The sequence below is a fragment of the Portibacter lacus genome (assembly GCF_021533215.1).
Taxonomy (GTDB): Bacteria; Bacteroidota; Bacteroidia; order Chitinophagales; family Saprospiraceae; genus Portibacter; species Portibacter lacus.
The window spans coordinates 136076-161711 of sequence record NZ_JAJNKA010000007.1 but is presented as its reverse complement, the minus strand read 5'-3'; the positions used below and the strand labels follow the sequence as shown (position 1 = coordinate 161711).

The window sequence follows — 25636 nt, the reverse complement described above, 5'->3', positions numbered from 1 at the left end:
CACTAGTTATTGATTTTTAGAAGCATTGGAATTACTTTCATATTTTCATTTGTATGTCTTTTAGTATTTACTTTTGCCGCACCTTTGAAATAGATTCGATCTGAAACTTTCACTTCTTGAAGAAATGGCGGTAAGATTTGCTCCCTGACAATATTATTGAGCTCGACCGAAATATTATTGAAATCCATTGTGTTTTGGTAGTCACCAATATTGGCCCTTCTGGCACCTTCCCGGATTGCATTGCCGAAAATAAAATCTGTTGCTATTTTTAATCTTTGCTGGTCTGATTCTAGTTCTACAACAATGTATTCTTCTTCTATCTCTAAAACAATAGCATTACCCTCAACAATGAAATTATAGTCTGAACTTATTCCAAGTTTATGACCATTATTTTCTGCATATGCTTGTGCATCAGCATTGATATGGTTTAAAAAATCTGAAGCATTGATAGCTTTAAATGATTCTACATCATTCTTAAAAAACTGGTTAGCGTAGTTTTTCGCATTAAAAGTAGTATTGGAGGCTTCCTTTTTAACCTCATCAAGCTTCTTGAAATAAATAGCGTTATACAAAGAAACACCAGCGATGATTGTAATAAGTAAATATTTGATAGTATTATTCATAGCTGTTTAATTATCCTGACCATAGGCCACAAAGTCATGTATGTTTTCCTGAGTTACAACTTCCACAGCAATAGGTGTTTTAGGAATGAAATCACGCTTACCTTTAATATATAAATCCGCTAATTCAGCAGCGACCTTAGCCATATGCTTTGGGGATTGCATTACAGTTGCCTTTATTTTTTTATTCGAAATCGCATTCATAACATCATCTGCGCCATCAAAACCGAATACCATTACATTTTCTGTTTTACCAGCTGCCACTAAAGCTTGATAAGCTCCCATGGCCATTGCGTCATTACCACAAAAAACAGCATCAATATCTGGGTGTGATTGCATAACTGATTCTAGGACCTCCATTGCTTTACTTCTATCAAAATCTGCACTTTGTTGTGCCACCATTTTAAGATCTGGAAAATGATCGACTACACTATGAAAGCCTTTAGAGCGATTCCACGTATTATTGTCTCCGACTAATCCTAACAACTCCACATACTTCCCTTTTTTATTTAATTGGCGAACGAAATATTCACCTAATGCTACACAACCAGAAAAACTGTCGGATATAATCTGAGAAGTTGCTGCATCTAAAGAATTAACCTCTCTGTCCATGCAGAACACAGGAACACCTGCTGCTTTTGCTCTTTTGACATTAGAAACAGAACCTTCTGAATCAGTTGGATTAAATAGAACCGCACTATAACCTGCAGCAATAAGATTTTCGAAATGCTCTGCTTCTTTCGAAGTATTATTCTGTGAATCAAAAATCGTAGTCTCATATCCTAATTCCTGAGCTCTTTCAGCAGCTGATTCTCCAAGTACTACAAACCATGGATTATTCAACGTTGATATAACCACAGCAATTCTTTTATTCTCACTTCCATTTGTATTGGAACAAGAACATATCGCAATGAAGAGAAAGAAACTCAATAAAACTTTTAAACCATCAGTATAATAAGATTGGAGCATATAAAATATAGGTTTAGTTGGTGTTATTTTGACGGTCATTTAAAGCAATGCAAGCATTATAAATTCCTTCTTCTGAAAGTCCATAATGATTAAAAATTTCAATCTGAGAACCCGTAACCGTATATTCATCTGGGATGCCCATAATTTTAAATGGATTGGTAAAACCATTCTGCATTAAATAGGAAGCACAGGCTTCGCCTAAACCACCATTCACCATATGTTCTTCTACAGTTAGGATAGGTTTCCCGTTAGAAGCAAGTTTTTTAATTAATGCAGTATCTAATGGCTTAATGGTATGCATACTTACCACCGTTACTTTTAATCCTTTTTCTATTTCCAGTTTTTTTGTTGCTAAATAAGCAGGATAGACGGTTTCTCCATTGGCAATAATTGTTAAATCTTGTCCCTCACTTATCACTCTACCTTTACCAAGCTCAAATGATGTATTATTCTCATTTAATAAAGGCATCTGTTTCTTGCCATATCGCATGTAAATAGGCTTTTTACTTGTTGCCGCTAACCGAACAACCTGCTCAGTTTCGAAATTATCAGCTGGAGCGACAATAATGATGTTATTAAATGCCCGAAGAGCAGCAAAATCGTGCAAACTGTGATGCGTTGTTCCTAAGGCCCCATAACTTACACCAGCACTGATGCCAACTAGTATAACCGGGTTATCAGAATAGCAAACATCATTTTTTATTTGCTCCAATGCCCTTGCTGTTAAGAAGCAAGCTGGGGATATAGCAAATGTCTTTTTCCCTGCTGATGCTAAACCAGCTGCAACGCCTACTAAGTTTTGCTCTGCAATTCCAACTTCCACTATTTGTTGAGGATAGTTTTCGCCGAATGAGACAAGCTTTCCTGACCCACGAGAATCACTTGTTACAACTATAATATCCCTGTCTTTCGAAGCTAACTTCTCTAGGGTTTCTGAAAAAACAATTTGATTTGCTTTTCCATTTTTTATTTTTTTTAGGTCAATTTTATCAACTCCCATAATGACTTAGATTAATGCTTCCGCTTCATTTAATTCATTAAGAGCCAATGCATATTGATCAGGACTAGGCACACCATGATGCCATTTTAAGTTACCTTCCATATAGCTTACGCCTTTACCTTTTATGGTATGGGCAATAACAAAATTGGGCTTTCCTTTTCGAAATGAACCGCTATTCAAATTGGTTTCAAGCTGAATTAAGTTATGCCCGTCTATTTCTCTAACTGCCCAGCCAAAAGATTCAAGCTTATCTTTTATGGAATTCATGTTCATCACTTCACTATTGTTTCCTGTAATTTGTTGTTTATTATAATCTAGGATAGCATAAAGGTTATCCAATTTGTAATGTGAAGCGGATAAAAATGCTTCCCAATTAGACCCTTCGGCTAATTCACCGTCACCTAACAAGGTAAAAATACGATGACTTTTCTGATCTAATTTAGCGGCGATAGCTTCTCCTACACTGATGGACAAACCATGTCCTAATGCACCTGTGTTTTGCTCTACGCCATTTATTTTTCTAGTTGGATGACCAATGTAATGAGATTGATATCTACACAAAGTTTCTAATGCTGATTCAGGAAAAAAGCCTCTATCTGCTAACGTGACAAAGAGTGCTTCTACACAGTGTCCCTTGCTTTGAATATATCGATCACGAGTTGAATTTTTAAAATCATTAGGATCCACATTTAACACCGAATTATAAAGAACATTTAAAATATCTATGCATGATAAGCTACCTCCAGTGTGTCCTGCTTTAGCACTATATATGTATTTAAGAATTTGCTTTCTTAAGAATACAGATTTTAATTTTAATGCTTTTTCTGTCATAATTTTTTCGTAACCAATTTATGATTGAACTTGATGCTTAAATATATCCCATCCCATATAGTTTCCAAGAGCTTCTTCAAGAATATCAGCTGACTTAGAAGCATTCATAACAACGTGGTGTTCAAAGCCATTTCTGCAGACATAATTCATCAATCCTTGTAAATCTTCTATTTTGGCCACAGCTCTATTTCCAAAAGTATTCAAAGGATCGTCTGTTAATTCTCCTTCTCCTATATATGCTTTAATGATTCCTTTAGGATCATCAGTGCTAATTCTTCCATATGTAAGTGGCATTGCTGGAGTACGACCATCTAATGCACCGAAAGTATTCTCAACGCCAACAGTGGTTCCGAGTATCGGGGCATTGCTTATTTCAATGTCAGGAATGAAGGACTTAGCCCAATTGCCGCAATGGAACAAGACACACTTATCTGAATCATCTGCATAATTATTATTCCAATCAACAAGCGCACTTGGAGATCCTGAAGCCAACTGCATGGCATACATACTTAATGTTCCAGTCACATCCACTTCACACGCAGATGGTAACATATTCTCAGACATGATACTCATACTTGTGCACACATTACAGCCAAAATTCTGCTGTAAGGATGTCCAACATTGAATAGCTGTTGCATCTAATGAATGCTCCGCTACAAAATCGTTTAATACCACATCTAACTTTGCAATTTGTATCATTGCCTCATCGGGAGTTCTTCCTTTTGGAGCATATGCATTGATTTTATCTAAATGTTCTTTTACAGAGGTATCATCTTTGGTCAATTTATTGGCCTTCCCTAAGATTTCAGACAGATCAGCAGTGACTACAGTGATACCATTTCGCTGCAATATCTTTTCTGAATAACGAACCGTATTAAATGCGCCTGGTCTAGCACCAATTGCTCCAATTCTTATATTTTTCAATCCCCGTACAACACGACAAACCGCAACAAAATCATTTAGATCCTTATGAAATATTGGATCAGATGGATGTGAAACATGCTGACTAGTTAAGGAGTATTTTATACCATATTGATATAAATTATTACAGATTGAAATTTTACCACACCAAGAATCACGGCGATTGGCCACATTCATTTTAGACAACTCATCAGGATAAGCTTGAATTAAAACTGGAACATCTAAATCGGCCAATTTTAATGTATCCGCGACACCTCTTTCATCTCCGAAATTTGGTAAAAGGACAAGGATTCCCACTAATTCGCCACTATGTTTTTTAAATAGCTCTGCGCATTTAAGCGAATCTTGATAAGTTTCTACTCCTCCTAATTTGGTTTCGTTAGTATCTAGAAGGATTGGTTTTAAGTTAAGCTTTGTAAAAATATCAATGATTTCAATTCTCGCTTTTTCAACCAAGCTATCTGGAAAAAAGTCCCGATTCCCAATTATAACTCCTATACTTAATGCAGTTTCTGACATGCTTTTTTTCTTTATTTACCCTTCTAATGATTAAGAAATAATCACTTCTATTTCATGATTCTTAAATATTTTTTTATCCTTTTCTTCCATTCCAGCATCTGTTATTATATAATCGATTAAGGATAATGCTCCTAAGCTTGCCAATGCATTTTTTCCTATTTTAGTACTATCTGCAACTATGTAGGTAAGATCTGCTGCATCTATCATTGCTTTCTTAACCACTAGATCACTTATACTAGGATAAGTTAGACCAGACTTTAAAGAAATTCCAGCCGTCGCAAGAAACAGTTTTTGAACATTCATCCCATTGAAAAAATCAGCAGCTTTTTGTCCAGTTAAAGATAGGGTCGGTGGCTTGAATTCTCCTCCAGTCATAATAACATCGATTCCTGGTTCCGTTCCTAACATTAATGCAATATTTAAAGCATTGGTAATTACGGTTAAGTTTTTATACCCCACTAATTTCTTTGCAATTTCAGTAGTCGTACTTCCTGAATCTAAAATAATGGTGTCGCCACTTTCTATAAACTCCAGACACTTAAACGCAATCATTGCCTTTTTATCCAGATTCTCTTGATTCTTGATGGAGAAATTACGAACGTTATCTTCTATGTTCTTCAGGAAGGCACCTCCATGTTCTCTTATAATAAGTCCCTGCTGTTCTAATTTCTCAAGATCTTGCCGTATTGTTACTTCAGTTACCTTAAACAATTTAGCCAGGTCTACCACTTTAGCAGATCCGTCTTCTTGCAGAAACTCCATTATTTTTTCCCTCCTATGATTAGGTAAGATTGCCATAAATTATATTTATTTAAAACGAAGATAATCAAAAATAAACGTAAATAATAGAAAATATACGTAAATTCATTTTATATTAAACCTAGAATAGACTTGTTCATTCAAAATCCGCAACTGTTAATAATTCAGATATAATTTAATTCAAATGAAAATGATTTTTTTAAAAAAATTACTATGCTTTGCTAGTTTCATGTTCATATCTAGCATGGTTTGTATTTATGCTAGCGAAAAACCAAGAGTTTTTGTTCTAACTGATATAGAGAATGAACCAGACGACGCCATGTCATTAGTTCGATTTCTTGTATATGCTAATCAATATGATATCGAAGGTATTGCAGCAACAACTTCTATTCATCAGAAGAATGAGGTTGCAACGTGGAGAGTAAATGAAATCATCAACGCCTATGGAAAGGTTCGTGATAATCTAGAACTTCATGAAACTGGTTTTCCGACAGAAGCCTATTTGAAATCGATAGTAACAGAAGGTCTTCCTGAATATGGTATCAATGCCGTAGGAGAAGGGAAAGATTCACCTGCTTCTGAATTACTAATCAAAGCGGTAGACAAAGAAGATTCGAGACCAATATGGATAAGCGTTTGGGGAGGTCCTAATGTATTAGCACAGGCACTATGGAAAGTTGAAAAATCACGCTCAAAAAGTGAGTTAGAGCTATTTATCAGTAAAATGAGGGTTTACACGATTTCAGATCAAGACGATAGTGGTCCTTGGATTCGCAAACAATATCCAAGTTTATTCTATATTGTAAGCCCTGGATTCTATAGTGGCGGAGCCTATCATAAAGCAACTTGGAGCGGGATTAGTGGTGATCTGTTTCACGCCAGAGCAGATGGAGCTAACACTCAAATGGTAAGCAATGAATGGCTGGAAACAAATATTAGAAAGAAAGGACCGTTAGGAGCAGAATATCCTTTATGGGAATACCTTATGGAAGGAGATACACCTTCTTTTTTATCACTAATTGACAATGGTCTTAATCAACCGGAACAACCTGACTGGGGAGGATGGGGAGGTAGGTATGAACTTTATACCCCACGTTTTAGAAGATGGCACCTTTATCCTGAAACCAGACCGATATGGTCCGATGCGGAAGATGAAGTGATAGGCGTTGATGGCAAATGGCATGAAGGAAATCATGAAACGATATGGCGATGGAGGGAAGCTTTCCAAAACGACTTTGCAGCGAGAATGGATTGGACGATTAAGCCGAGAAATCAAGCAAATCATCCTCCTATTCCAGTTATTAACCAAGATACAGTCATAAAGGCGAAGAAAGGAGATCGTATAAACTTAAGTGCGAAGGGGTCTAGTGATCCTGATGGTGATGCACTTTCTTACAATTGGTTTTTCTATAAAGAAGCTGGAACTTTTCCTGTATCTAATGCACGAGATGGACAACCTATTAAAATACATAACTTTGATCAAGCTGATGCATCGATAACCATACCTACTAAACGATTCATGCCTCCAGGTACAGGCACTATCCATGTTATTTTAGAAGTTACAGATCACGGTTCACCACGATTAACGAGATATAAAAGGATAATTATACAAGTCGAAAAATAAAAAATTAGAAATGAAAAACGTATACCAAATCATCGAAAGTGAAAGCATGTTTAGAACATTGGGAACTTCTATTACTTTTAAAAAATTAATACGCATGCGATAAATCAATTATTCATCCATGATATTACTAGATCTATGACCATTAATTTAAATGTTATTGCTCTATAAACTATAAAAGAGGTTTTATGAACAAGTACTTTAAATGACAGAATCATTTACTATTTTGTAGGATGCATTCGTATTTTAATACTAAAAGCATACATAAAAGAAAAATTGAAGGCAAATTAATTGAATGGTTAAGCTTGTCTTTCATATTATCCAATAAAACCAATGTATATCAAAGATGAACGACAATCTGCTCAACAAAACCATTTTCATGACCGGTGCAACATCCGGCCTAGGTAAAGTCAGTGCTCTGAAGGCTGCGAATGAAGGCGCTACATTAATTGTTCTAGCTCGTGACAAAGAGAAAAGCCAACTCTTAATTGAAGACTATAAAAAGCAATATCCTGATGGCCGAGGCAAAATAGAATTAGTAGAGGGAAATCTAACTTCCTTCGAATCAACTTCCAATGCCTGCAACGAGGTAAGTTCAAGATTTCCAGTCATCGACATGATTGTAAATAACGCTGGAATAATGAATTTTGAATACAAAGAATCTGATGATCATATCGAAGAGACTTTTCAGGTCAATTTACTTTCTCCCTTGTTAGTCTGTCACTTACTTTTAGAAAATTTAAAAAGATCGAATAGCGCGAAAATCATATTCACTAGTTCTCAAATGCATCAAGGTGAAATATATTTTGATAATCTAGAATTCAAAGACAATTTCTCGAGTTTTAAGGTTTATCGCCACTCTAAGCTAGCCGTTATTCTTGTATGTAGAACACTTGCAGAAGAATTAGATAAACATCAAATCGGTATCTATTCTCAGCATCCAGGAATGGTTAGAACCGAACTGGGTAGAAGTGCTGGCTGGTTTGCTAAATTCATTTTCTATTTAATGGGAAGTTCTGCAGAAAAAGGATCTCAGACATTAAGTTACCTCATCGAAACCAAGAAGGATTTGCTTAAGACTGGTGAATATTACTCCCAGAAAAAAGTAACAAAAACAACTGAGCAGAGTTATAATTTAGCTACTGGTGAGAAAATTATTGAAGTTGCAAGGGATTATTTAAGTCCTTACATTACTTCAAATTCTCTTATATTTAAGAAGTAAAATTCAGACGAAAACGTTGATAATATGGTTTGCCATCTGAATATACCATGAAACACTATATTACCCTGAAGAAGCATGGCCAAAAAACAAGTTAAACGCATACTTAGAATACTCTTTATACTCGCGAGTATTGCCTCCCTAGCTTTCGTACCTTGGATATTGGTCAAAGCTTGGATTCTGCCTTTACCAGATACCATCCAAGAACAAATGGATCAGGCGATCGGTCATGGTTTTGATGGAATGATTGTTTATGTGGATCAAGCAGGACAACCTCCCCAGTTTTATGCATCAGGCTGGCATGATCGAGAAAAGAAAATACCTGCAGATCCTAATGCACTATTCAAAATCGCAAGTATCAGTAAATTATATGTAGCGGTTTCCATCACCAAATTAGCTTATGCGAATCGCTTATCTCTAGATCAAACAATGACAGATTACTTCCCCGAACTTGAAGGGCGAATTGAAAATGCTGATAAAATCACTTTAAGATTAATGGTTCAGCATAGAAGTGGAATCCCTAACTATACGGACAACCCAGACTTCTGGCAGGATTCCATCAAGAAAGATGCTCTCGAATACGCACTAGACTTACCAGCTAATTTTTCACCTGATGATAATTATGGTTATTCGAATACGAATTACCTCCTACTTTCCAGAATTATTGAAAAAATAGTAGGGTATAACCGGCAACAGTTTATCAAAGAAGAGATTCTAGATCCGCTCGGTCTTAAAAATACATTTGGCTCCGTTAATGAAGTTAATTTAGATGATGTTATGAGTGGTTACTATGTCGGTGTCGATACGGATTTCAAAAGCGAGGAACAAGGTATGATTGCAACTGCTCAGGATGTGGGTATATTTTTGCGGGCATTAAACGATGGTAGTTTGCTCAATGAGGAAGAACAGGAAATATATACTTCTATATATGTTTACGATCATACTGGATTACTCCCTGGATATCAAAGCATTGCGAAATACCATAAAGACATAAATTCCGTAGTAATTCAATTTAACAACACCTCTCATTTCACAGGATACCACTGGAATCTGGCGACCATCAGTTATGGTAGAATTATGAAAATTCTGAGAAAAACAATTAGGAAATAATATTCGTTAGTCTATATACATCAGTACCTTATTGTAAAATACAAGAACTATTAAAATAAAAGGAAATATGCAATTAATATGGAATTCACTCTTCTTCACATTCGCAATATCTATAATGGCATGTGCTCAAAAGACAGATGAACGGCTGAAATATCTAGCACAAAAACCTCCCTCTTTAGAAGCAGAAGTTTTCGCACCTGGCCATATTTCTAGAAATCAGATATCAGAATTTGGGTCTGTTTTCAATAAAGATGGTACTGCATTTTACTATGGAATAGATATCGATGGTAGAACTGAAATTAAATATACGGAACTGATTAAAAACAAATGGAGTGAACCGATTACCATTTTATCTCATATAAATTATGGGTTTAATGATCCTTTTCTTTCGAATGACGAGCAACGATTATATTTTATATCTCAGAAAGCATTAGAAGACAACACCTCGAAGCAAGATCATGATATTTGGTATGTAAAGAAAATAGGGGAGAAATGGTCAGAACCTATCAATGCCGGAACTAATATTAATACAAAATACAATGAATATTACATGTCTTTCACTGAAAAGGGTAGCATGTATTTTTCCTCTAATAAAAAATCTGAAAATGAAAATGGACAGAGTTTTGACATTTATTATGCTGATATCCTAAACGGTGAATTTCAGGAAGCCATTAGACTTGGTGAATCTATTAATACAAATTCTTACGAAGCTGATGTATTCGTGGATCCTGATGAGCAATATCTCATTTTCTGTTCTATTCGGCCAGGAGGAAAGGGTAGAGGCGATCTTTACATAAGCTTCAAAGACACTGATGGTTCTTGGACTGAAGCTATTACAATGGGTGATAAAATCAATACTAAGAATCATGAGCTCTGTCCATTCGTTTCGAAGGATGGTAAATATTTCTTCTACACTAGCAACCAAGATATATACTGGATAAGTGCTGAAATTATTGATGAATTAAAACAAGGCCGATAATTGATCGCAGAGTTTTAAGACAGGAATAAGATGTATTATACTCAAGTTTTAGCAGGATATGTAGGTCAATTTTAGAGCACCCTTAGGCTGGTAGCAACCAAGAATCCAATAATAACTCTACAGGAATAAAGATAAAAGGTTAAAAAAATAATTAAACAAATCGAGAAGTAAGATCAACGTACTCACATCATTTAGAAGCATTCATACTTCTTATAACAATCACAGAATTTTATTATTTTTATAAGTAGCTGATGTAGATGTGACTATTGTTACACCTCTAAATCATCTTGACCAACAACCTAAAAAAGTACATGATTAAAGGGGCCATATATTTGCTATTCTTGAATTCTATATTCATAACATTTTCCTACGGACAGCAATTCAGTAATGTGAGCTTTGATCTATTCTGGGAGTCAATGAGCAAATTTGAAACCCAAGATGAAGTTTCTATTGAAGAATTGAATGAACTTTGGAACGCTCCTGGCTACAGCTCATGGACAGGCTCTGAAAAAAGCCAAGGCATCTATTTTAACTACTTTTCATTGGTTAATGCTCCACATTTACAAGATTCCTTAAATCTAGAATTGGAAGAGAGTGAAGGATATCGATTAGTTTTATTTAATCATTTTATAGAAGCTAAACAGAAACAGTCTGAGCTCACGGAATTTGCAAAGAAACTGATGGCCTCAGATATTATAGAACAAGCGAAACTTCACGCGCTTAAATATTTACCTGATACTATACCGATTGATCTTGACAGTACACTGATCTCACTAATGATTTTTCAGCCAGACGCATTTGCAATTCCTGAGGATGATATAATTATACTGGACGTCTTGTTCGCTTACAATTATGGTGATGGCTTCGAAAAATTTCTCGGACATGAACTCCACCATATTTATTCAAGTAAATACCTTTCTAAGCTAAAGCCTATTGATTATGAGAAAGATGCGCTCATTTGGAGCATTGACAAATTACGAAATGAAGGAATTGCGGATCTAATAGACAAACAAAATATTGTTGAAAAGGAAGATCTGACAGCTTATGACCGCAAATACATTGACCATTATAACAACTCTAAACAATACCTAAGAACGATAGATTCTTTACTCCAGATTATCTCACAAGATGAAGCAAAATTACATGAAGTCGGAAAGGAAATAAGAAGACAATTACCGTATGGTGCTCACCCAACAGGCTTATTTATCGCGAAACTGATAAAGAAAGAAATGGGTGATAATGCTTTAATATCCTGCCTAGAAAGTCCGTTCCCGTTTTTATACCTGTATAACGAGATAGCAATGAATTCTAATGGAGATTTTCATGTTTTCTCTAAATCTTCCATCGACTACCTTAAAAAACTTGAAAAGGAATTCATCGAGAAGAAAATAGAATCCGAAACAGAACCCAATCATTGAAATTTTTCATAAATAGATCGTCAAATGAATATTGAAATTAGAAAATATGATGACTTAAGAGATTATCAGGAAATCTTAAAAATCATGAAAACTGAAGGTGAGGAATGGAAGGATTATTTCAAGGAAAATTATCGAGAAGTCTTAAAGCAGTCCATTACCTATATCGCTACTTCGAACCAAGTGATATGCGGATTCTCACGTACAATCAATGACCATGGTTTATACCTGTGGGTGATAGATTTGTTAGTAGATAAAAGCTATCGAGGTAACGGAATAGGCAGAAAATTAATGGAATCCTTAACACTGGATTATCCTGATCTTGATGCTTATGTAATGTCTGATGTAGATGAATATTATGAAAAACTGGGATACAAGAAAGAAGGCTCCATCTATAAAGTTGGTAAATGATTCTAATGTTAGAAGTAAGAGTTAGGTAATGAGAGTCAAAATAGGACACAATCATATCATACGGATGATTAAAACCTAATTTTATATTATACAAAAGCCATTTTCAGCTACAACATTCACGGATTTGGCTACTTTACCTATGTCGAAAGTCTTCATTTTTGTACTATTGTTTAATATAAATTAGAAATAATGAATTTATCAGGAAAAATAGCGATTGTAACTGGATCAAACACAGGAATTGGCTTCGAAACGGCGTTGGATTTATATCAAAAAGGAGCAAAAGTCTATGTTGCTTGTCGAAATGAAGAGAAAGCCATAGATGCGATTAAGAGAATGAAATCTCAAGGAGGAACAGGTGAACTTGTGTTTAGTCATTTAGATTTGGCTAGTCTTCGGTCTGTGAAAGATTTTTCATCGAGAATATTAGAATCAGAATCAAGTCTTGATTTACTTATCAATAATGCGGGTATTATGATTCCGCCACCATCTAAAACTGAAGATGGGTTTGAATTTCAGTTCGGTGTAAATTTCATTGGACACTTTGCACTTACAGGTCAATTGTTTAAATTGTTGGAATCTACTAGTGGATCTAGAGTAGTCACGCTAAGTAGTATAGCGCATAGAGGTGCTGCGATCGACTTTGACAATTTTCGTTTGGAAAAAGAATACCACAATTGGAGAGAATATGGACAAAGTAAGTTAGCAGATTTAATTTTTGCTCTTGAGTTCGACAAAAGAATTAAAAGTAATGGTTATCAAATCAAATCATTAGCGGCGCACCCTGGTTTCAGTAAAACAGATTTACAAGTGCATATGGACAAGAATACGCTTGCCTCTCTTGATTTAATGACTGCGAATCAAGGTGCACAACCTACCTTAGCAGCCTGTCTAAATGAAAATGCGGAAGGCGGACAATACTGGGGCCCTGATGGACCTAATGAGCAAAAAGGTAAACCAGCTTTAGCTAAAATTGATGCCGCTGCTTTAGACCAAGATCTTAATGCTAAATTGTGGGATTGGGCAAATGAGGCAACTGGAAGCTATCTCCCTTTCTAAGAGCGGTGTCCTGAGAAACAGTCATGAAGAATTTGTTTATTTTTATCATTTAAATTTTATAGCATGTCTTCCACTATCCCAACAAGACTTAAGACCATAAGCGACCTGCATCGCTTTAACAACATGTCTCCTCCTGAGCATCCCTTGATTAGTTTAATAGATTACAGTAAAATAAATCCAACACCCGAAGACAATGAATTAAAATGGGTGCAAGAGTTTTATACGATTTCCATTAAACGAAATGTAATCGGTAAATATCGTTATGGTCAACAGACTTATGATTTCGATGAAGGGTTAATGACTTTCTTTTCACCTGAACAGGTTATTTCGGTAAAGTTGATACCAGAAGAGGCAGGGAATAGTCCATCAGGATTTATTTTAGCCATACATCCTGATTTTTTGTTTGGAACATCATTAGCAACAAATATTAAGAAATATTCATTTCTAAATTACTCCGTCCGTGAGGCGCTTTTCCTATCTGAGAAAGAAGAGCATACAGTAAATGAAATTCTACATCATATTATGACTGAATATCAGACCAACTTAGACCAGTTCAGTCAACAAATTATTATTAGTCAGCTAGAATTATTACTTAACTATGCGGAGCGGTTTTATCAGCGACAATTTTTGACCAGAAAAATTTCAAGTCATCAAATATTGGATCAATTGGAAAAGATTCTTGATGATTATTTTAATAATGATGATGGTGTTAATGGTGGCTTGCCGTCTGTCCAAGATATCGCCCAAATAATGAACTTTACACCAGACTACTTGAGTAGTGTACTAAAGAGTTTAACAGGACAAACGACTCAACAACATATTCACCATAAATTAATAGAAAGAGCGAAAATGAAATTATCAACTACTACATTATCCGTGAGTGAGATTGCATATGGATTAGGGTTTGAACATTCGCAATCATTTAGCAAACTATTTAAATCAAAAACCCAACAAACACCCAAGGAATTTCGCACCTCATTTAATTAAAAAATCGAAAATATCGACCGATATTGAATCATATCTAACCTGCTGATAGCTAGAATTTAAATCAGCAGTCTTGATGTTAGCGCTTTCCGCGATGACATCAATGTTACTAGAAGAGATCTAACATCGCTTGGAGCGCTATCAGATCAGAAAGCGCTATCAAATTTGCATGTAACCCATCAAGACGAATAATGACATTTTTCAAAATGGTTAGGAAAATAGTCAGTATTTTTTGACTTCATTCAATCTCCATAAAATGAAAAGAATTCAAATATTTCAGCTAATTACTAGTTTTCTGCTTTTATGCAATTTCACTAATGCCCAAATCATAACGATAGGCTCTACAGGTGACTACAATAACTTAGAGGCAGCTGAAAGCTTTGTATCACCTGGAGATACGCTGCTATTACAAGCACAAGTCTTTTCAGATGGATCCCAATTTCTAACCTTGAACGGAACAGCAGATGAACCGATTGTCATTTTAGCAGATGAACAACACCAAAGTATCTTTCGTGGCGGAACAGAGGCGATTCACCTTATTGACTGTTCCTATGTAGTGCTCGATGGACTTGTGATAGAGCAGCAAACTGGCAACGGGATCAATATCGATGACGGTGGTGATTATTCTTCTCCCGCGAAACACATTACGATTCGTAATTGTATTTTTCGAGATATGGCGGCTAGCGGTAATAATGATTTGCTAAAAATGTCTGGCGTGGATAGCTTTTTGATAGAAGGATGCCTATTTATCAATGGAGGTAGCGGCGGAAGTGGTGTAGATTTTGTCGGTTGTCATTGGGGAACCGTTCAAGATTGCTTATTCGACAATGCTGGAACAAGTGGGATACAAAATAAAGGAGGTACTCAATTCATTAGGATTCAAAGAAACACCTTCAAAAACATATCTCAACGAGCTTTGAACCTTGGAGGAAGTACAGGCTTACAGTTTTTTCGTCCACCACTTCCTGATCCTATAGTCGATGCTTTCGAAGCAGCAGATCTAGAAGTATTTTCTAATGTTTTTATTGGTTGTAGAGCACCTTTAGCGTATGTTGGGGCTATACGGGTGAAAGTGTATAATAATACTTTTTACCATCCCGAGAATTGGGTGCTAAGAATACTGCAAGAAACTACAGAGCCTGGGTTTTTACCTTGTTCAGATAATGAATTTAGAAACAATATTGTCCAATTAGAAAGCGACCTGACAGAGGTAAACATTGGTAATAATACCGCTCCCGAAACATTTACATTTAGCCATAATTTATGGTTTAATGAAAGTAGTAATAATTGGTCACCTAATTTACCCGTAACGGACACCGATCAAATCTTAGCCGATCCACTTTTCGAAGATGTCAGTTCAGAAGATTATAGCATCCCAGCTAATAGTCCAGCAGTAGGAAATGGTTTGATTCTCGATGCCCCGATAAGCGATTTCGACCAATTCCTGTTTGCCCAACCTCCGTCAAGAGGCGCTTTCGAAGGTCGCGAAACCACATCGCAAGCCCACATCGCAATTGATGATGGCTTCATAGAAGTATTTCCTAATCCATCGACTAATACCGTTAAAATTATAGGCAACTTCACCAATGCTAATATCCAGCTGCTCAATCTTACTGGTCAAATACTGCAAGATTATTCTAAAGCTAATTCCCCGATAGTAATCAATATTGAAGATCTGCCAAATGGCCCGATTTTCATTCTGATAGAATGTGATCTGTATGACCAACTTTTTCTGAAGAAATTGATAAAGTTTTAAGTGCTACATAGATCAACAACTTTATTAAACCGCATTACTTTGTAATCACAACTGCATATTAATAATATATTACTATTATTGTAATAGATCTACTACCTGTTGTAAATTTGCTTAATCATAGATATGCACGATTTAATTTTGAAAAAACTTGCCTTATATCTCTCTTTATTTTTGGGATTAACATTAATACTATCTTCAGATCTTGATGCTCAGCAAATAGACATGGTGATTTTTGGAGATAAAGTCTCTGAGACAGCGCATCACTTAGACCAACTTAATTCGACTATTGGAACTGGTGGATTAAATGAGTCCTTCCGAAAACTAGACAAAAGCGATCCTGATTCCAGCTATTTTGGTGTCACCCTTGCTGTAGATCCAGAAGTTCAAAATTATATCACTTTCAAATTTTGGGGATCCGACACCCTGAAAAGTACGAAATATTTACATCTACATTATTATGAAAATGTTTTTGGTAACATTGGAAGGTGGACTTCATTCGGAAGTTCAGGGTCTGATTCACCAGAACTTATCAACTGGAGTACTTCTTCTATTTATCCGAATCGCTACATTTATGTTACCTACCTATTGCCTAATGAAATATTGAACGGTAAGGACACGATACATATGCGATTGGGTGGAGCAGAATTGCCAATTTACAAAGCTTACACGCATACTAATTCTTACTTTAAACCTGATGAGGAAGATGCACAAGGCAGTGCACCGGCATTTAATGAACCGTATTCCTCTCCCAATGGACAAAGTCAAATAGAACATCTTCATACTCAGTTAGATCTTGCTGTAGACAGATTTTTAACTTGGCAGTATTATGGTGAAGAATGGGATAATTGGGTGGCGAATGATTGGGCACCAGAAATTATGACCGGAGCCTTAAATATTCATGGTGCAAAAGATACTTCCTGGACTATTGACCAGTATAAATCAACTTGGAGTGCTCGTCAAAATGGACATGTCAGAGCACAAATGCCTATCGAAACAATTGCACTAGCTTTTCATAAAGAATGGTCGAAATACTATCAAGATTCTACACTTATAGACCGAGTGGTGGAGGCGCTTGATTTTCTAAGAGTTGCCCAAGGTAGTGATGGTGGATATATTGAACTAGAAAATGTACCTGGAGGCAGATGGGTTGGAGCTCCTAATCGGATACAGGGAGTTGGTTCATTGATGGGATTTGGGATGAAAGGTGCTCCTGGAGCATTCCTCGCCATGCAGAATGAAATTATGACCGATTCCTACATGGATGAAATAATAAATGAAGGAGATTCTCTGATTACCCGTCGTCAGGCTTATATCAATTTGTTTACTGGATTCCGAGAATATCTGACCTTGCCCAGGAATAGAGGTCATGCGTCTAATCAAGATATTGTTAATCTTACGGCGGCTTACTTAGCAGATCAATGTTTACATGCACTTGATCCTAATCTCTGCTGGACAGAAGAAACAAAGCAATATTATTTTGATGTTTGTATCGGGTTAGAAGATGGTATTTACGGAGGCCCTTGGGTTTCTCCAAAAGGTACTTCTTTAGAAGGTAACGGATTAGCACGTGGTGGATATGAAACCATCTATGGGGAACATAATACAGAACACTATGCTCGGTTGGCGGTGTTATCTGGAGAAGAAAGATTAAAAGAATACCTAGAAATACATCTAGAAGCACTTGGGAAAATGCGCTCATTAAAATATGATAATGACTTAAGACCTTTAGTGAGAAACGAAGAGTGGCTTGGATGGAGAAAGAATTATTACCCTGGAAGTGAAGGTTATGGTGATGTTTCCATGGCTGCGGTATTGCTGGATAATGAAATGGCTTTATATGGAACTCAAAAGGCTGCAGCATATGGTCACTACTTTAAAGTAGATTATTCTAGATATTGGGTGCACTTGATGTCTGAATCCTCAGAAATGATGCGTAAGGTTGATTACATTGAACAGGCATTGGAAATGCCAACACCTGATGTTAAGTACCCATTTGAAGAAGGACAGCCAGATTTTGCTTGGGCAGATGAACAAGCTGGACTATTAGTTATTAAAGACCAAGGAAGCCAATTATGGGCAACCATGCAGTGGCGTCATCCGCTGGAAAATGATATTCGTCATGTTGATAAAGCGCTACCTAACGATAAGGTTAGAGTACATTACTCAACTCCAGAATACGAGCTTTTGGCCACAACTGCAATGAAAAGTGTGGACGAAATGTATAGTCTATATATTTGGCATTTTGGTAAATATTTGGTCTTAATGAATGCTTCGCCAGATACAGAATATGAATTTAATTTACCAGATGGAAGTCCCAGTGTAGCTTTTGACTTGATTAGTAAATCAGAAATTGATTTGTCTTCGAATCCAGTTATTCAACCTCAGACTAGCTTGATACTTGAATGGCCAGAAGGAGTAACGGTGTCCACAAAAGATGAATTGATCACACGTCCAACATCTTTCACTTTGTTTCCAAGTTATCCGAATCCATTTGAAATAAATACAACTATTGAATATGAAGTAACTTCTCCATCAATGGGTGAGTATGCATCTATTCAGCTTGTAGTTTACGACATACATGGTAACAAAGTAAGTACACTGGTGGATGAAAAACAAACCACCGGAAATTATAAAGTAAATTTTGACGCATCAGACATGCCAAGTGGCATCTATTATTGTCAATTAAAAAGTGGTCATTCCTATCAAACGAGGAAATTGATCCTTCAAAAGTAAATTGATTTCGAAGACTATAGTTGAACATATAGAAACCTATACCAGATATAATTTAGTGAAAAATGGAGTAAGTAATATTTGCCTATGGATTTACATCATTTAGAAGAAATAGATATAGTAGAGTGGGAGTTGTTAAGTGAAACACCTACTCACAAAGAATATCACAAAAGTAACCTGACCAAAAGAATAACGTTATACGAAAATTATTCTTTAGAAGAAAATTATAAAAACGATCAACTTCATGGTGCTACTATTGGTCGAATGAATACTCCATTCCTACACTTACCTGAAAAAAAAAGTAAAATCTATTTGGTTGAAAACTATTCAGAGGACAATCTAGAAGGAACTAGCCTAAGCTTTTTCGAAGATGGCTCTAAAGTTCAACAAGAATGGAAACACAACAAACTCAACGGCAAGTCTGTAGCCTGGTTTGGAAATGGCCAAAAAGAGAAAGAAGAAACTTTCATTGACGGTGTATTAAACGGTAAAAAATATGAGTGGTATGAGAATGGACTATTAAAACTAGATCAAAATTTTATTCAAGGAATTCAAACTGGAGATTGTTTGCTATATCTTAACAATGGGCTATTAAAAAGAAGAAAAACTTATGTTAATGGTAAAGTGGAGGGACTTGTTTATGAATTATGGGAATTTAAGGGGAAAGTTACAGACGGAGGAGTATATAGCGAAACCGAATATCGAAATAATACAAAGAATGGCAGAGAAATAGTATATTTTCCTAATATGATAAAAATGCGCGAGGGAATTTATTTTAATGGGGTAGAAGAAGGTGAAAGAATATGGTGGTCGAAGAATGGAACAATCTCTATAAGAGAACATTACAAAAATGGTGAACTGAATGGTAAAAGAATTCTTTATAACGAATTAGGAGAATTAGAATCTGTTCAACATTATGAACTCGGTGAACGAGTTTCATGAACAAGTGAGTTAATTTTGACTTAGAATTTGCTATTTTTAGAGGGCATGATATAATGCTATTAATATCTGCAATCAGCTGATAGTCAATATTAATCTTAAGAAATGAAGAAGAATAAATACTCTGGCATTCTAGGAGTTCTAACCGAGCGAGGTAAAAATGGAACCGCAGAGGATGTGGATATTATAATGAGTCAATTAACAAGCGAAACAAATCTGGTTATGACTAGGTTTATTGATTTTGCCTTAAGTTTAGTAGAAAAACAAGAAGGTATAGAAAGGCTCAAGTATTATTTATTTAAGGGTACGCTCATCCAAAGAAATTATAGCTCTTTATTCTTTAATAGAAGATTAGATTATGAAATTGTAATGGAAGTTTATAAACAAGGAGCCATCGATGAAATACAAGCATTTGCTAGGTAGACCTATTTTATTTTTCGAAATCCATGTACCAATCTAGATTTTTTCTATCACCAATTTGCTTCTATATTAGCAAGATGCCTTTACTAAATAATACAACATGAAAATTAGTCTGCTGATTATAATCGCTATCTTTTTCAGCCCTTTTCTGATCGCACAAAATGAAATCAATTCCCAAGTTGATCGACTGCATCAGTATGCTGGTCATTGGGTGAGCAGTTTACATTCAGAGACGGATAGCATTAGCCAATTTCCACTTATAAAAATGAACAACAATTCTAAATTGGGGAATCAATCCTTACAAGTTGAAGTGCTACAATACCAAGATGGAACGTATAAATCGATACTCACCGAACTAATTAGTTATGATACAAAAAGTGATCAAATTATTGCACTAGGGCAGAATACGGAAGGAGTTGTTTTCAGAGGCAGTGGACGTTTTCTTGATGAAAGAAAATGGAAGATGCAAGACGTGGACATGTTAGGTGATTTTTACATGAAAGTTGAATTTGATTTCGAAAGCTTGACCAATGTTATGGTGGAAGGATTTGATGAGTCGGGTAAAAGTCTTTGGAAAACCCGATACATTAAAGCTAACCCGAAGGATAAGAACATTGGCATCCAGCTGGTTTCCGTCCAACAGGAAATGTTGACGTCACCGAAAGAAACCTTGAGCGCATTAGGTCGAATGGGCTATAGTTTCGTAGAGACCTTCGTTTATGATAAAGGTTTATTTTACGGTATGACACCTAAGGAATTTCGTAAAGTGGTAGAAGATCACGGAATGCAATTTTTAGGTTCCATGACTTTTCATCATCTACCTAATTCAGGAGCTTGGGAAAACGCTATGGAATGGTGGTCGAAATGTATTGCTGACCATTTAGATGCAGGTGTAGCATATTTGACCACTTCTAATAATCAACTCCATTCTGTAAAAACAATAGCCGAACTGAAACGCTACTGCGAGTATTACAATGCGATAGGAAAATTATGCAAAGAAAAAGGTCTGACTTTCGCTTTTCACAATCATGCAGATGAGTTTGGAATGGTTGAAGGCGTTCGGATCTATGATTTTCTTTTAGAAAACACCGACCCTGAATATGTATACTTCCAAGCCGATATTTATTGGATGCATGTAGGAGGAGTAAGACCTGTAGATTATTTTCAGAAACACCCTGATCGATTTATAAGTTGGCACATTAAGGACTATAAAGAATTAGGCGCAAGTGGAAAGATAAATTGGATGGAATTATTTCACCATCCTAATTTCAATGTCCCAAAATATCAAGTAGCAGAAGTAGAAAAATTTTCTTATCCGCCCTTGTATAGCGTTCAGTTAGCGTGGGAATATTTATATCATAACATCCTAAATTAAGGTTTATGTTATAATTCAACTTCTGCGAGAAAGAAGCCCTATAAGCGAAGTAATGATTTTTTTAATGGTCAATGTTTTAAAGATCGGATAAAACTAGAATTTACATTAGTGAACTGAGAAGTTGATAATAAAAGGAAAATTTGTGTTTCTTATTAATGGTCAATGTTTTAGTCCTCTACTAATACCTAGTTTTATGGACACCATTAAAAATATACAGGAATAGAGAAAGTTGAAATGATTTATACTAAATTGAGTGTTTATGGGAGCGTTCTGCTTCATTAAAAGAATAACACATTGAATTCAAAAGAAAAAATAAGATCCAGCATTAGCAAATTCCCAATTCTCACAAAAGAAGAGATTACATTAATTGTTGACAAAACGGTAGTTAAGGAATTTAAAAAAGGTGAAATATTATTGAGGGAAGGGCAAATCCCTAAAAATTGTTACATGGTGGTTGAAGGATGTATAAGGGAGTATTTATTAAAAGATGGAGACGAAAAATCAATAGGCTTCTACACAGAAACTGAAACCATAAACCCACCTTCTAAAGAAGATATTCCTTCGAAACATTATTTGGAATGCGCTGAGGATTGCTTGTTAACAATAAGTGGAAAAACATTTGAAGAAGAGTTGCGACTGTTAATGCCCCGCCTTGATGATGTTTTTCAAAACTTTGCAATTCGTAAATTAATCCAAGCTAAAGAAGAGTGGAGTCAATTTATATCTTCCTCACCAGAAGAAAGATATTTGAATTTACTTAACACTAAGCCTGATCTGTTTAATAGAGTGCCCAATCATCAAATTGCCAGTTATCTGGGTATGAAACCACAATCTCTAAGTAGAATACGAAAAAGAATAATAGATAAGGAAAAATAGTGTCGAAATACTACTTAGTTGACTTTCGAAAGTCTCGTTGGTATGATCAAAGATATTCATTTCAATAATTCGAATATTTCATCGTGTGAAATTGATAATAAACAATGCCCATTAACTTAAGTGAATGCATAAATAGTTCTTACAACTTAACTTTGATGTATATACATCAGAATTAAGACAAAGAAGTATGAGAAAGGTTATTATCTACCAACACAGAATATCGATATTGTTGGTTTACACTATTGTTTTAGGAATTGCTTCCATAACATTTTCAAGTTGTTCAACTCACCGTGCGATTCGATTAAGAAATAAAAGTATTAAAGAATGGAGTTCTTATCAAATGGAAGAAGTAAAAAAAAGCCCGGAGGGAAAAGGAGAAAAATGGACTATCTATTCCCGAAAAATCAAAGGAACCAATTTCTCAGAATATAAAATCGAAGGAGATATACAGGCAGCACCAAAAGCATGCGTTGCAGCTTTTAAGCAAGACATTCTGAATCAATCTGCTGATTTGAAAAATAAGAAGCATCCAACTTATGAAATCAAAATTAATTCGAAAGACAGTCTCTTAACTTACGTCATTCACAACGAACCTTTCCCATTTAAAGATACAGAAATGAGTGTCATGTATATTTTTTTCAATGATAAAGACGGAAACACAGGAATCACATGGCATGAAGCATGGGAAGAAAGTCAAATCCATCCATCCAAAAAGCTGAATCGAGTGCAAATTTTCAGAGGCTCTTGGAGTTTTTCTTCGACTTCTAATAACTCTTGCCAAGCGACAAATAGCGTGCAATTTGACCCAAAAGGAATGCCATTATGGCTGGTTAAGCCAATGGTAATGAAGTTTCTGAAAAATGGGATAGAAAATATTAGAAAAGAAACAACTAAATAAAAATTTATAATATAATTATAACAGGAATGCCTAGTAAATTTAAACAAATCCTGCTCTTTGAAAAACCATTATTTACATGGTATGAATTGTTATCGCCTATAGAAAGAGGCTTTGACATACCGGCTGAATCTTGTTTTGCCTATATCATAGAAGGTGATGAGCAAGACTTAACAAAATCAGGATTTTTAGCTACAAAGGGCACGGTCATCCTTTCCTTATGCGGTAAAACAGTCGGTCGTAGCCTCTCAACAATAGAATCTGGAAAATTGAGTGCAATTATCGTTCATTTTAATCGAGAAGTGCTACAAAAAGTTTTTGATGGTCAAAAGCCGATATTTTGGAAAGAATTAGATCATCCATTAAGAAAGGATACCTTTCAAGAAGATGCTACAGCCCTTGTAAAGGGATATTTCTCTTATATCGCAAAATTTTTCAGCTACAAAAATGTACTGAGCGAAGAGATTTTGGTACTTAAGTTAAAAGAAATTATTCTACTTCTCCTTCAAACTGACGAATCATCCAACTTGAATATCATCATAAGAGGTTTGTTTTCAGATAAACAATTTTCATTTAGGGAAGTCATAGATTCCAATCTGTATGAGCCATTGGACCTTCAACGTTTGGCGGCTATGACAAACAACAGTATGGCCTCGTTCAAAAGAAATTTCAACAAAATGTATGACAGCACACCGGCCAAATACATTACTCAAAAAAAGTTAAAGCGGGCACAAATAATTTTAGCTACATCACAAAGCTCAATAAAAGAGATTTGCTATGAATGTGGATTCACGAACCCATCTAGTTTTTCGAGAATGTTCAAAGAGCAGAATGCATGTTCGCCTACAGCGTTTAGAAAGAACCTCAGTGAATAATAATTGAGCCTACAGGAAAAGGCTGAATCATCGCTTCCTCATACATTTATAATAAAAAATATGAAACCTTTAAAGAATGCTCCCAAATTGATGCGCGCCATTATCTTCCGAAACTATGGTAACCCTCAGGAAGTAGTGGAACTTGTCGATGATATGGAAATTCCTAAACCCAACAAGAATCAAGTTTTAGTAAAAATTGAATGTTCCTCCATTAATGCTGCCGATAGGTATATTGTCCGAGCGAATTATTTTATCATTCGGATGGTTTTTGGATTGTTTAGACCTTCTAAGAAAAAAAGCATCTTAGGAATGGACATCGCTGGAACGATTCAACTCATAGGGAAAAATGTTAAGGGTTTTAAAATAGGGGATCCAGTCGTGGCTGATATTCGTAAATCCTATGGAGGAGGTTTTGCAGAGTATGCAATAGTAGATGCTAAACACTTGGTCAGAAAGCCGGATACCGTTTCTTTTGAGCAAGCCGCAACAGTGCCTATATCTGGCCAAGCTGCACTGATGGGAATGACACTCTGCACCATTAATCCAGGAGATAAAGTGTTGATTAATGGAGCCTCTGGTGGTGTTGGATCTTTTGGTGTTCAGATAGCAAAAGCTCAGGGAGCCCATGTAACTGCAATATGTTCCACCAAAAAGATTAATGCAGTCAGGAGTTGGGGAGCAGATGAGATCGTTGATTATAAAAAAAAGGGCTCCATCAAAGCGCTAAATGGAAATGAATTTGATGTTGTTTTTGATACGGCATCGTTCGAATGTCCAGGCAGATATAAACAAATTTTAAAGAAAGACGGTAAATATGTATTAGTTGGAGGTGATTTTTACAATATGCTTAAGCTAAAACTTTTTGGCCGCTTCGACCGTGGTAGTCAGAAATTTATGGCTTTAACACAAGAGGTTGAGGTTACAAAAAATATTAAAACAGTACTTGAAATGATTGCTGACAAAAAGATAAATCCTGCTATACAAAAAGTAATTTCCTTGAAAGAAATACCAGATGCTATTCATAGCCTAGAACAACGTACGGTGATTGGTAAAATAGTTGTCAATCTAAACAAAAAAGACGTAGCCAATTCATAAGAAGATAGAGTAGGGTAAGGGGGTAAATGATCCGGTATCTAAGTATGTAAACCTTAAGCAGCACCATGAAGTTAGTATAACAATTAAGCAATTGCTTAACCATACTTCTGGCTTGTATAACTACACCTTGGCAAAACGTCTAAAATGGAACGACGATATGAACCAATGCCTGAAATACAGTTTAAAACATATACTAGATTTTGTACCTGGTAGTGAATATAGATATTGCAACACCGGTTTTTTTGATACTAGTACTAATAA

The 25636-nt window shown here is 35.7% G+C and carries 23 protein-coding genes and 1 pseudogene; 18 read left to right on the top strand and 6 right to left on the bottom strand.

Features of this window, described 5'->3' with window-relative positions; all coding sequences use genetic code 11:
* Positions 1-2: 2 nt before the first annotated feature.
* From L2586_RS13595 to L2586_RS13570, 6 genes are read right to left on the bottom strand one after another with little or no spacing between them, the layout of a single operon-like run.
* Positions 3-623, bottom strand: coding sequence for a DUF2291 family protein (locus tag L2586_RS13595; RefSeq protein ID WP_235293460.1), 621 nt, complete (start codon positions 621-623; stop codon positions 3-5).
* Between the two features lie 6 nt (positions 624-629).
* Complete coding sequence (locus L2586_RS13590) at positions 630-1589, bottom strand: D-ribose ABC transporter substrate-binding protein (protein WP_235293459.1); 960 nt, start codon at positions 1587-1589, stop codon at positions 630-632.
* Positions 1590-1602: 13 nt separating this feature from the next.
* Positions 1603-2589 (bottom strand): transketolase family protein, encoded by a 987-nt coding sequence (locus tag L2586_RS13585; RefSeq protein ID WP_235293458.1) that lies wholly within the window; start codon positions 2587-2589, stop codon positions 1603-1605.
* A gap of 6 nt (positions 2590-2595) precedes the next feature.
* Positions 2596-3420, bottom strand: coding sequence for a transketolase (locus L2586_RS13580; protein WP_235293457.1), 825 nt, complete (start codon positions 3418-3420; stop codon positions 2596-2598).
* Positions 3421-3438: 18 nt separating this feature from the next.
* Entirely contained in the window at positions 3439-4860 is a 1422-nt protein-coding gene (locus tag L2586_RS13575) for an L-fucose/L-arabinose isomerase family protein (RefSeq protein ID WP_235293456.1), read from the bottom strand.
* A gap of 30 nt (positions 4861-4890) precedes the next feature.
* Positions 4891-5652: a DeoR/GlpR family DNA-binding transcription regulator gene (locus L2586_RS13570; protein WP_348535596.1), complete on the bottom strand. Its 762-nt coding sequence runs from the start codon at positions 5650-5652 to the stop codon at positions 4891-4893.
* Between the two features lie 151 nt (positions 5653-5803).
* Between L2586_RS13570 and L2586_RS13565 the strand changes: the two genes are divergently transcribed.
* The 18 genes and pseudogenes from L2586_RS13565 to L2586_RS24835 all read left to right on the top strand — a co-directional run.
* Positions 5804-7243 (top strand): nucleoside hydrolase-like domain-containing protein, encoded by a 1440-nt coding sequence (locus L2586_RS13565; protein WP_235293454.1) that lies wholly within the window; start codon positions 5804-5806, stop codon positions 7241-7243.
* Positions 7244-7619: 376 nt separating this feature from the next.
* Positions 7620-8462: an SDR family NAD(P)-dependent oxidoreductase gene (locus tag L2586_RS13560; RefSeq protein WP_235293453.1), complete on the top strand. Its 843-nt coding sequence runs from the start codon at positions 7620-7622 to the stop codon at positions 8460-8462.
* A gap of 75 nt (positions 8463-8537) precedes the next feature.
* Entirely contained in the window at positions 8538-9569 is a 1032-nt protein-coding gene (locus L2586_RS13555; RefSeq protein WP_235293452.1) for a serine hydrolase domain-containing protein, read from the top strand.
* 67 nt (positions 9570-9636) lie between these two features.
* Entirely contained in the window at positions 9637-10548 is a 912-nt protein-coding gene (locus L2586_RS13550; RefSeq protein WP_235293451.1) for a TolB family protein, read from the top strand.
* A gap of 416 nt (positions 10549-10964) precedes the next feature.
* Entirely contained in the window at positions 10965-11966 is a 1002-nt protein-coding gene (locus tag L2586_RS13545; protein ID WP_235293450.1) for a DUF5700 domain-containing putative Zn-dependent protease, read from the top strand.
* A gap of 24 nt (positions 11967-11990) precedes the next feature.
* Complete coding sequence (locus L2586_RS13540; protein WP_235293449.1) at positions 11991-12374, top strand: GNAT family N-acetyltransferase; 384 nt, start codon at positions 11991-11993, stop codon at positions 12372-12374.
* Positions 12375-12563: 189 nt separating this feature from the next.
* Positions 12564-13430: an oxidoreductase gene (locus tag L2586_RS13535; protein ID WP_235293448.1), complete on the top strand. Its 867-nt coding sequence runs from the start codon at positions 12564-12566 to the stop codon at positions 13428-13430.
* A gap of 63 nt (positions 13431-13493) precedes the next feature.
* A complete protein-coding gene (locus L2586_RS13530) occupies positions 13494-14417 on the top strand; it encodes a helix-turn-helix domain-containing protein (RefSeq protein WP_235293447.1) in 924 nt (307 codons plus the stop codon).
* Between the two features lie 253 nt (positions 14418-14670).
* Complete coding sequence (locus tag L2586_RS13525) at positions 14671-16170, top strand: right-handed parallel beta-helix repeat-containing protein (protein WP_235293446.1); 1500 nt, start codon at positions 14671-14673, stop codon at positions 16168-16170.
* A 123-nt stretch (positions 16171-16293) separates the two neighbouring features.
* Positions 16294-18903: a T9SS type A sorting domain-containing protein gene (locus L2586_RS13520; protein WP_235293445.1), complete on the top strand. Its 2610-nt coding sequence runs from the start codon at positions 16294-16296 to the stop codon at positions 18901-18903.
* 84 nt (positions 18904-18987) lie between these two features.
* Positions 18988-19842, top strand: a complete 855-nt coding sequence (locus tag L2586_RS13515; RefSeq protein WP_235293444.1) for a toxin-antitoxin system YwqK family antitoxin — start codon at positions 18988-18990, stop codon at positions 19840-19842.
* A gap of 102 nt (positions 19843-19944) precedes the next feature.
* Entirely contained in the window at positions 19945-20262 is a 318-nt protein-coding gene (locus L2586_RS13510) for a hypothetical protein (protein WP_235293443.1), read from the top strand.
* A gap of 97 nt (positions 20263-20359) precedes the next feature.
* Complete coding sequence (locus L2586_RS13505) at positions 20360-21634, top strand: sugar phosphate isomerase/epimerase family protein (protein WP_235293442.1); 1275 nt, start codon at positions 20360-20362, stop codon at positions 21632-21634.
* Between the two features lie 294 nt (positions 21635-21928).
* A complete protein-coding gene (locus L2586_RS13500; protein WP_235293441.1) occupies positions 21929-22510 on the top strand; it encodes a Crp/Fnr family transcriptional regulator in 582 nt (193 codons plus the stop codon).
* Between the two features lie 187 nt (positions 22511-22697).
* Complete coding sequence (locus L2586_RS13495) at positions 22698-23408, top strand: SRPBCC family protein (RefSeq protein ID WP_235293440.1); 711 nt, start codon at positions 22698-22700, stop codon at positions 23406-23408.
* Between the two features lie 26 nt (positions 23409-23434).
* Positions 23435-24280 (top strand): helix-turn-helix domain-containing protein, encoded by an 846-nt coding sequence (locus L2586_RS13490; protein WP_235293439.1) that lies wholly within the window; start codon positions 23435-23437, stop codon positions 24278-24280.
* 60 nt (positions 24281-24340) lie between these two features.
* Positions 24341-25375 (top strand): NAD(P)-dependent alcohol dehydrogenase, encoded by a 1035-nt coding sequence (locus L2586_RS13485; protein WP_235293438.1) that lies wholly within the window; start codon positions 24341-24343, stop codon positions 25373-25375.
* 34 nt (positions 25376-25409) lie between these two features.
* Positions 25410-25604: pseudogene (locus L2586_RS24835) on the top strand (serine hydrolase); the annotation flags it as partial.
* Positions 25605-25636: the final 32 nt, after the last annotated feature.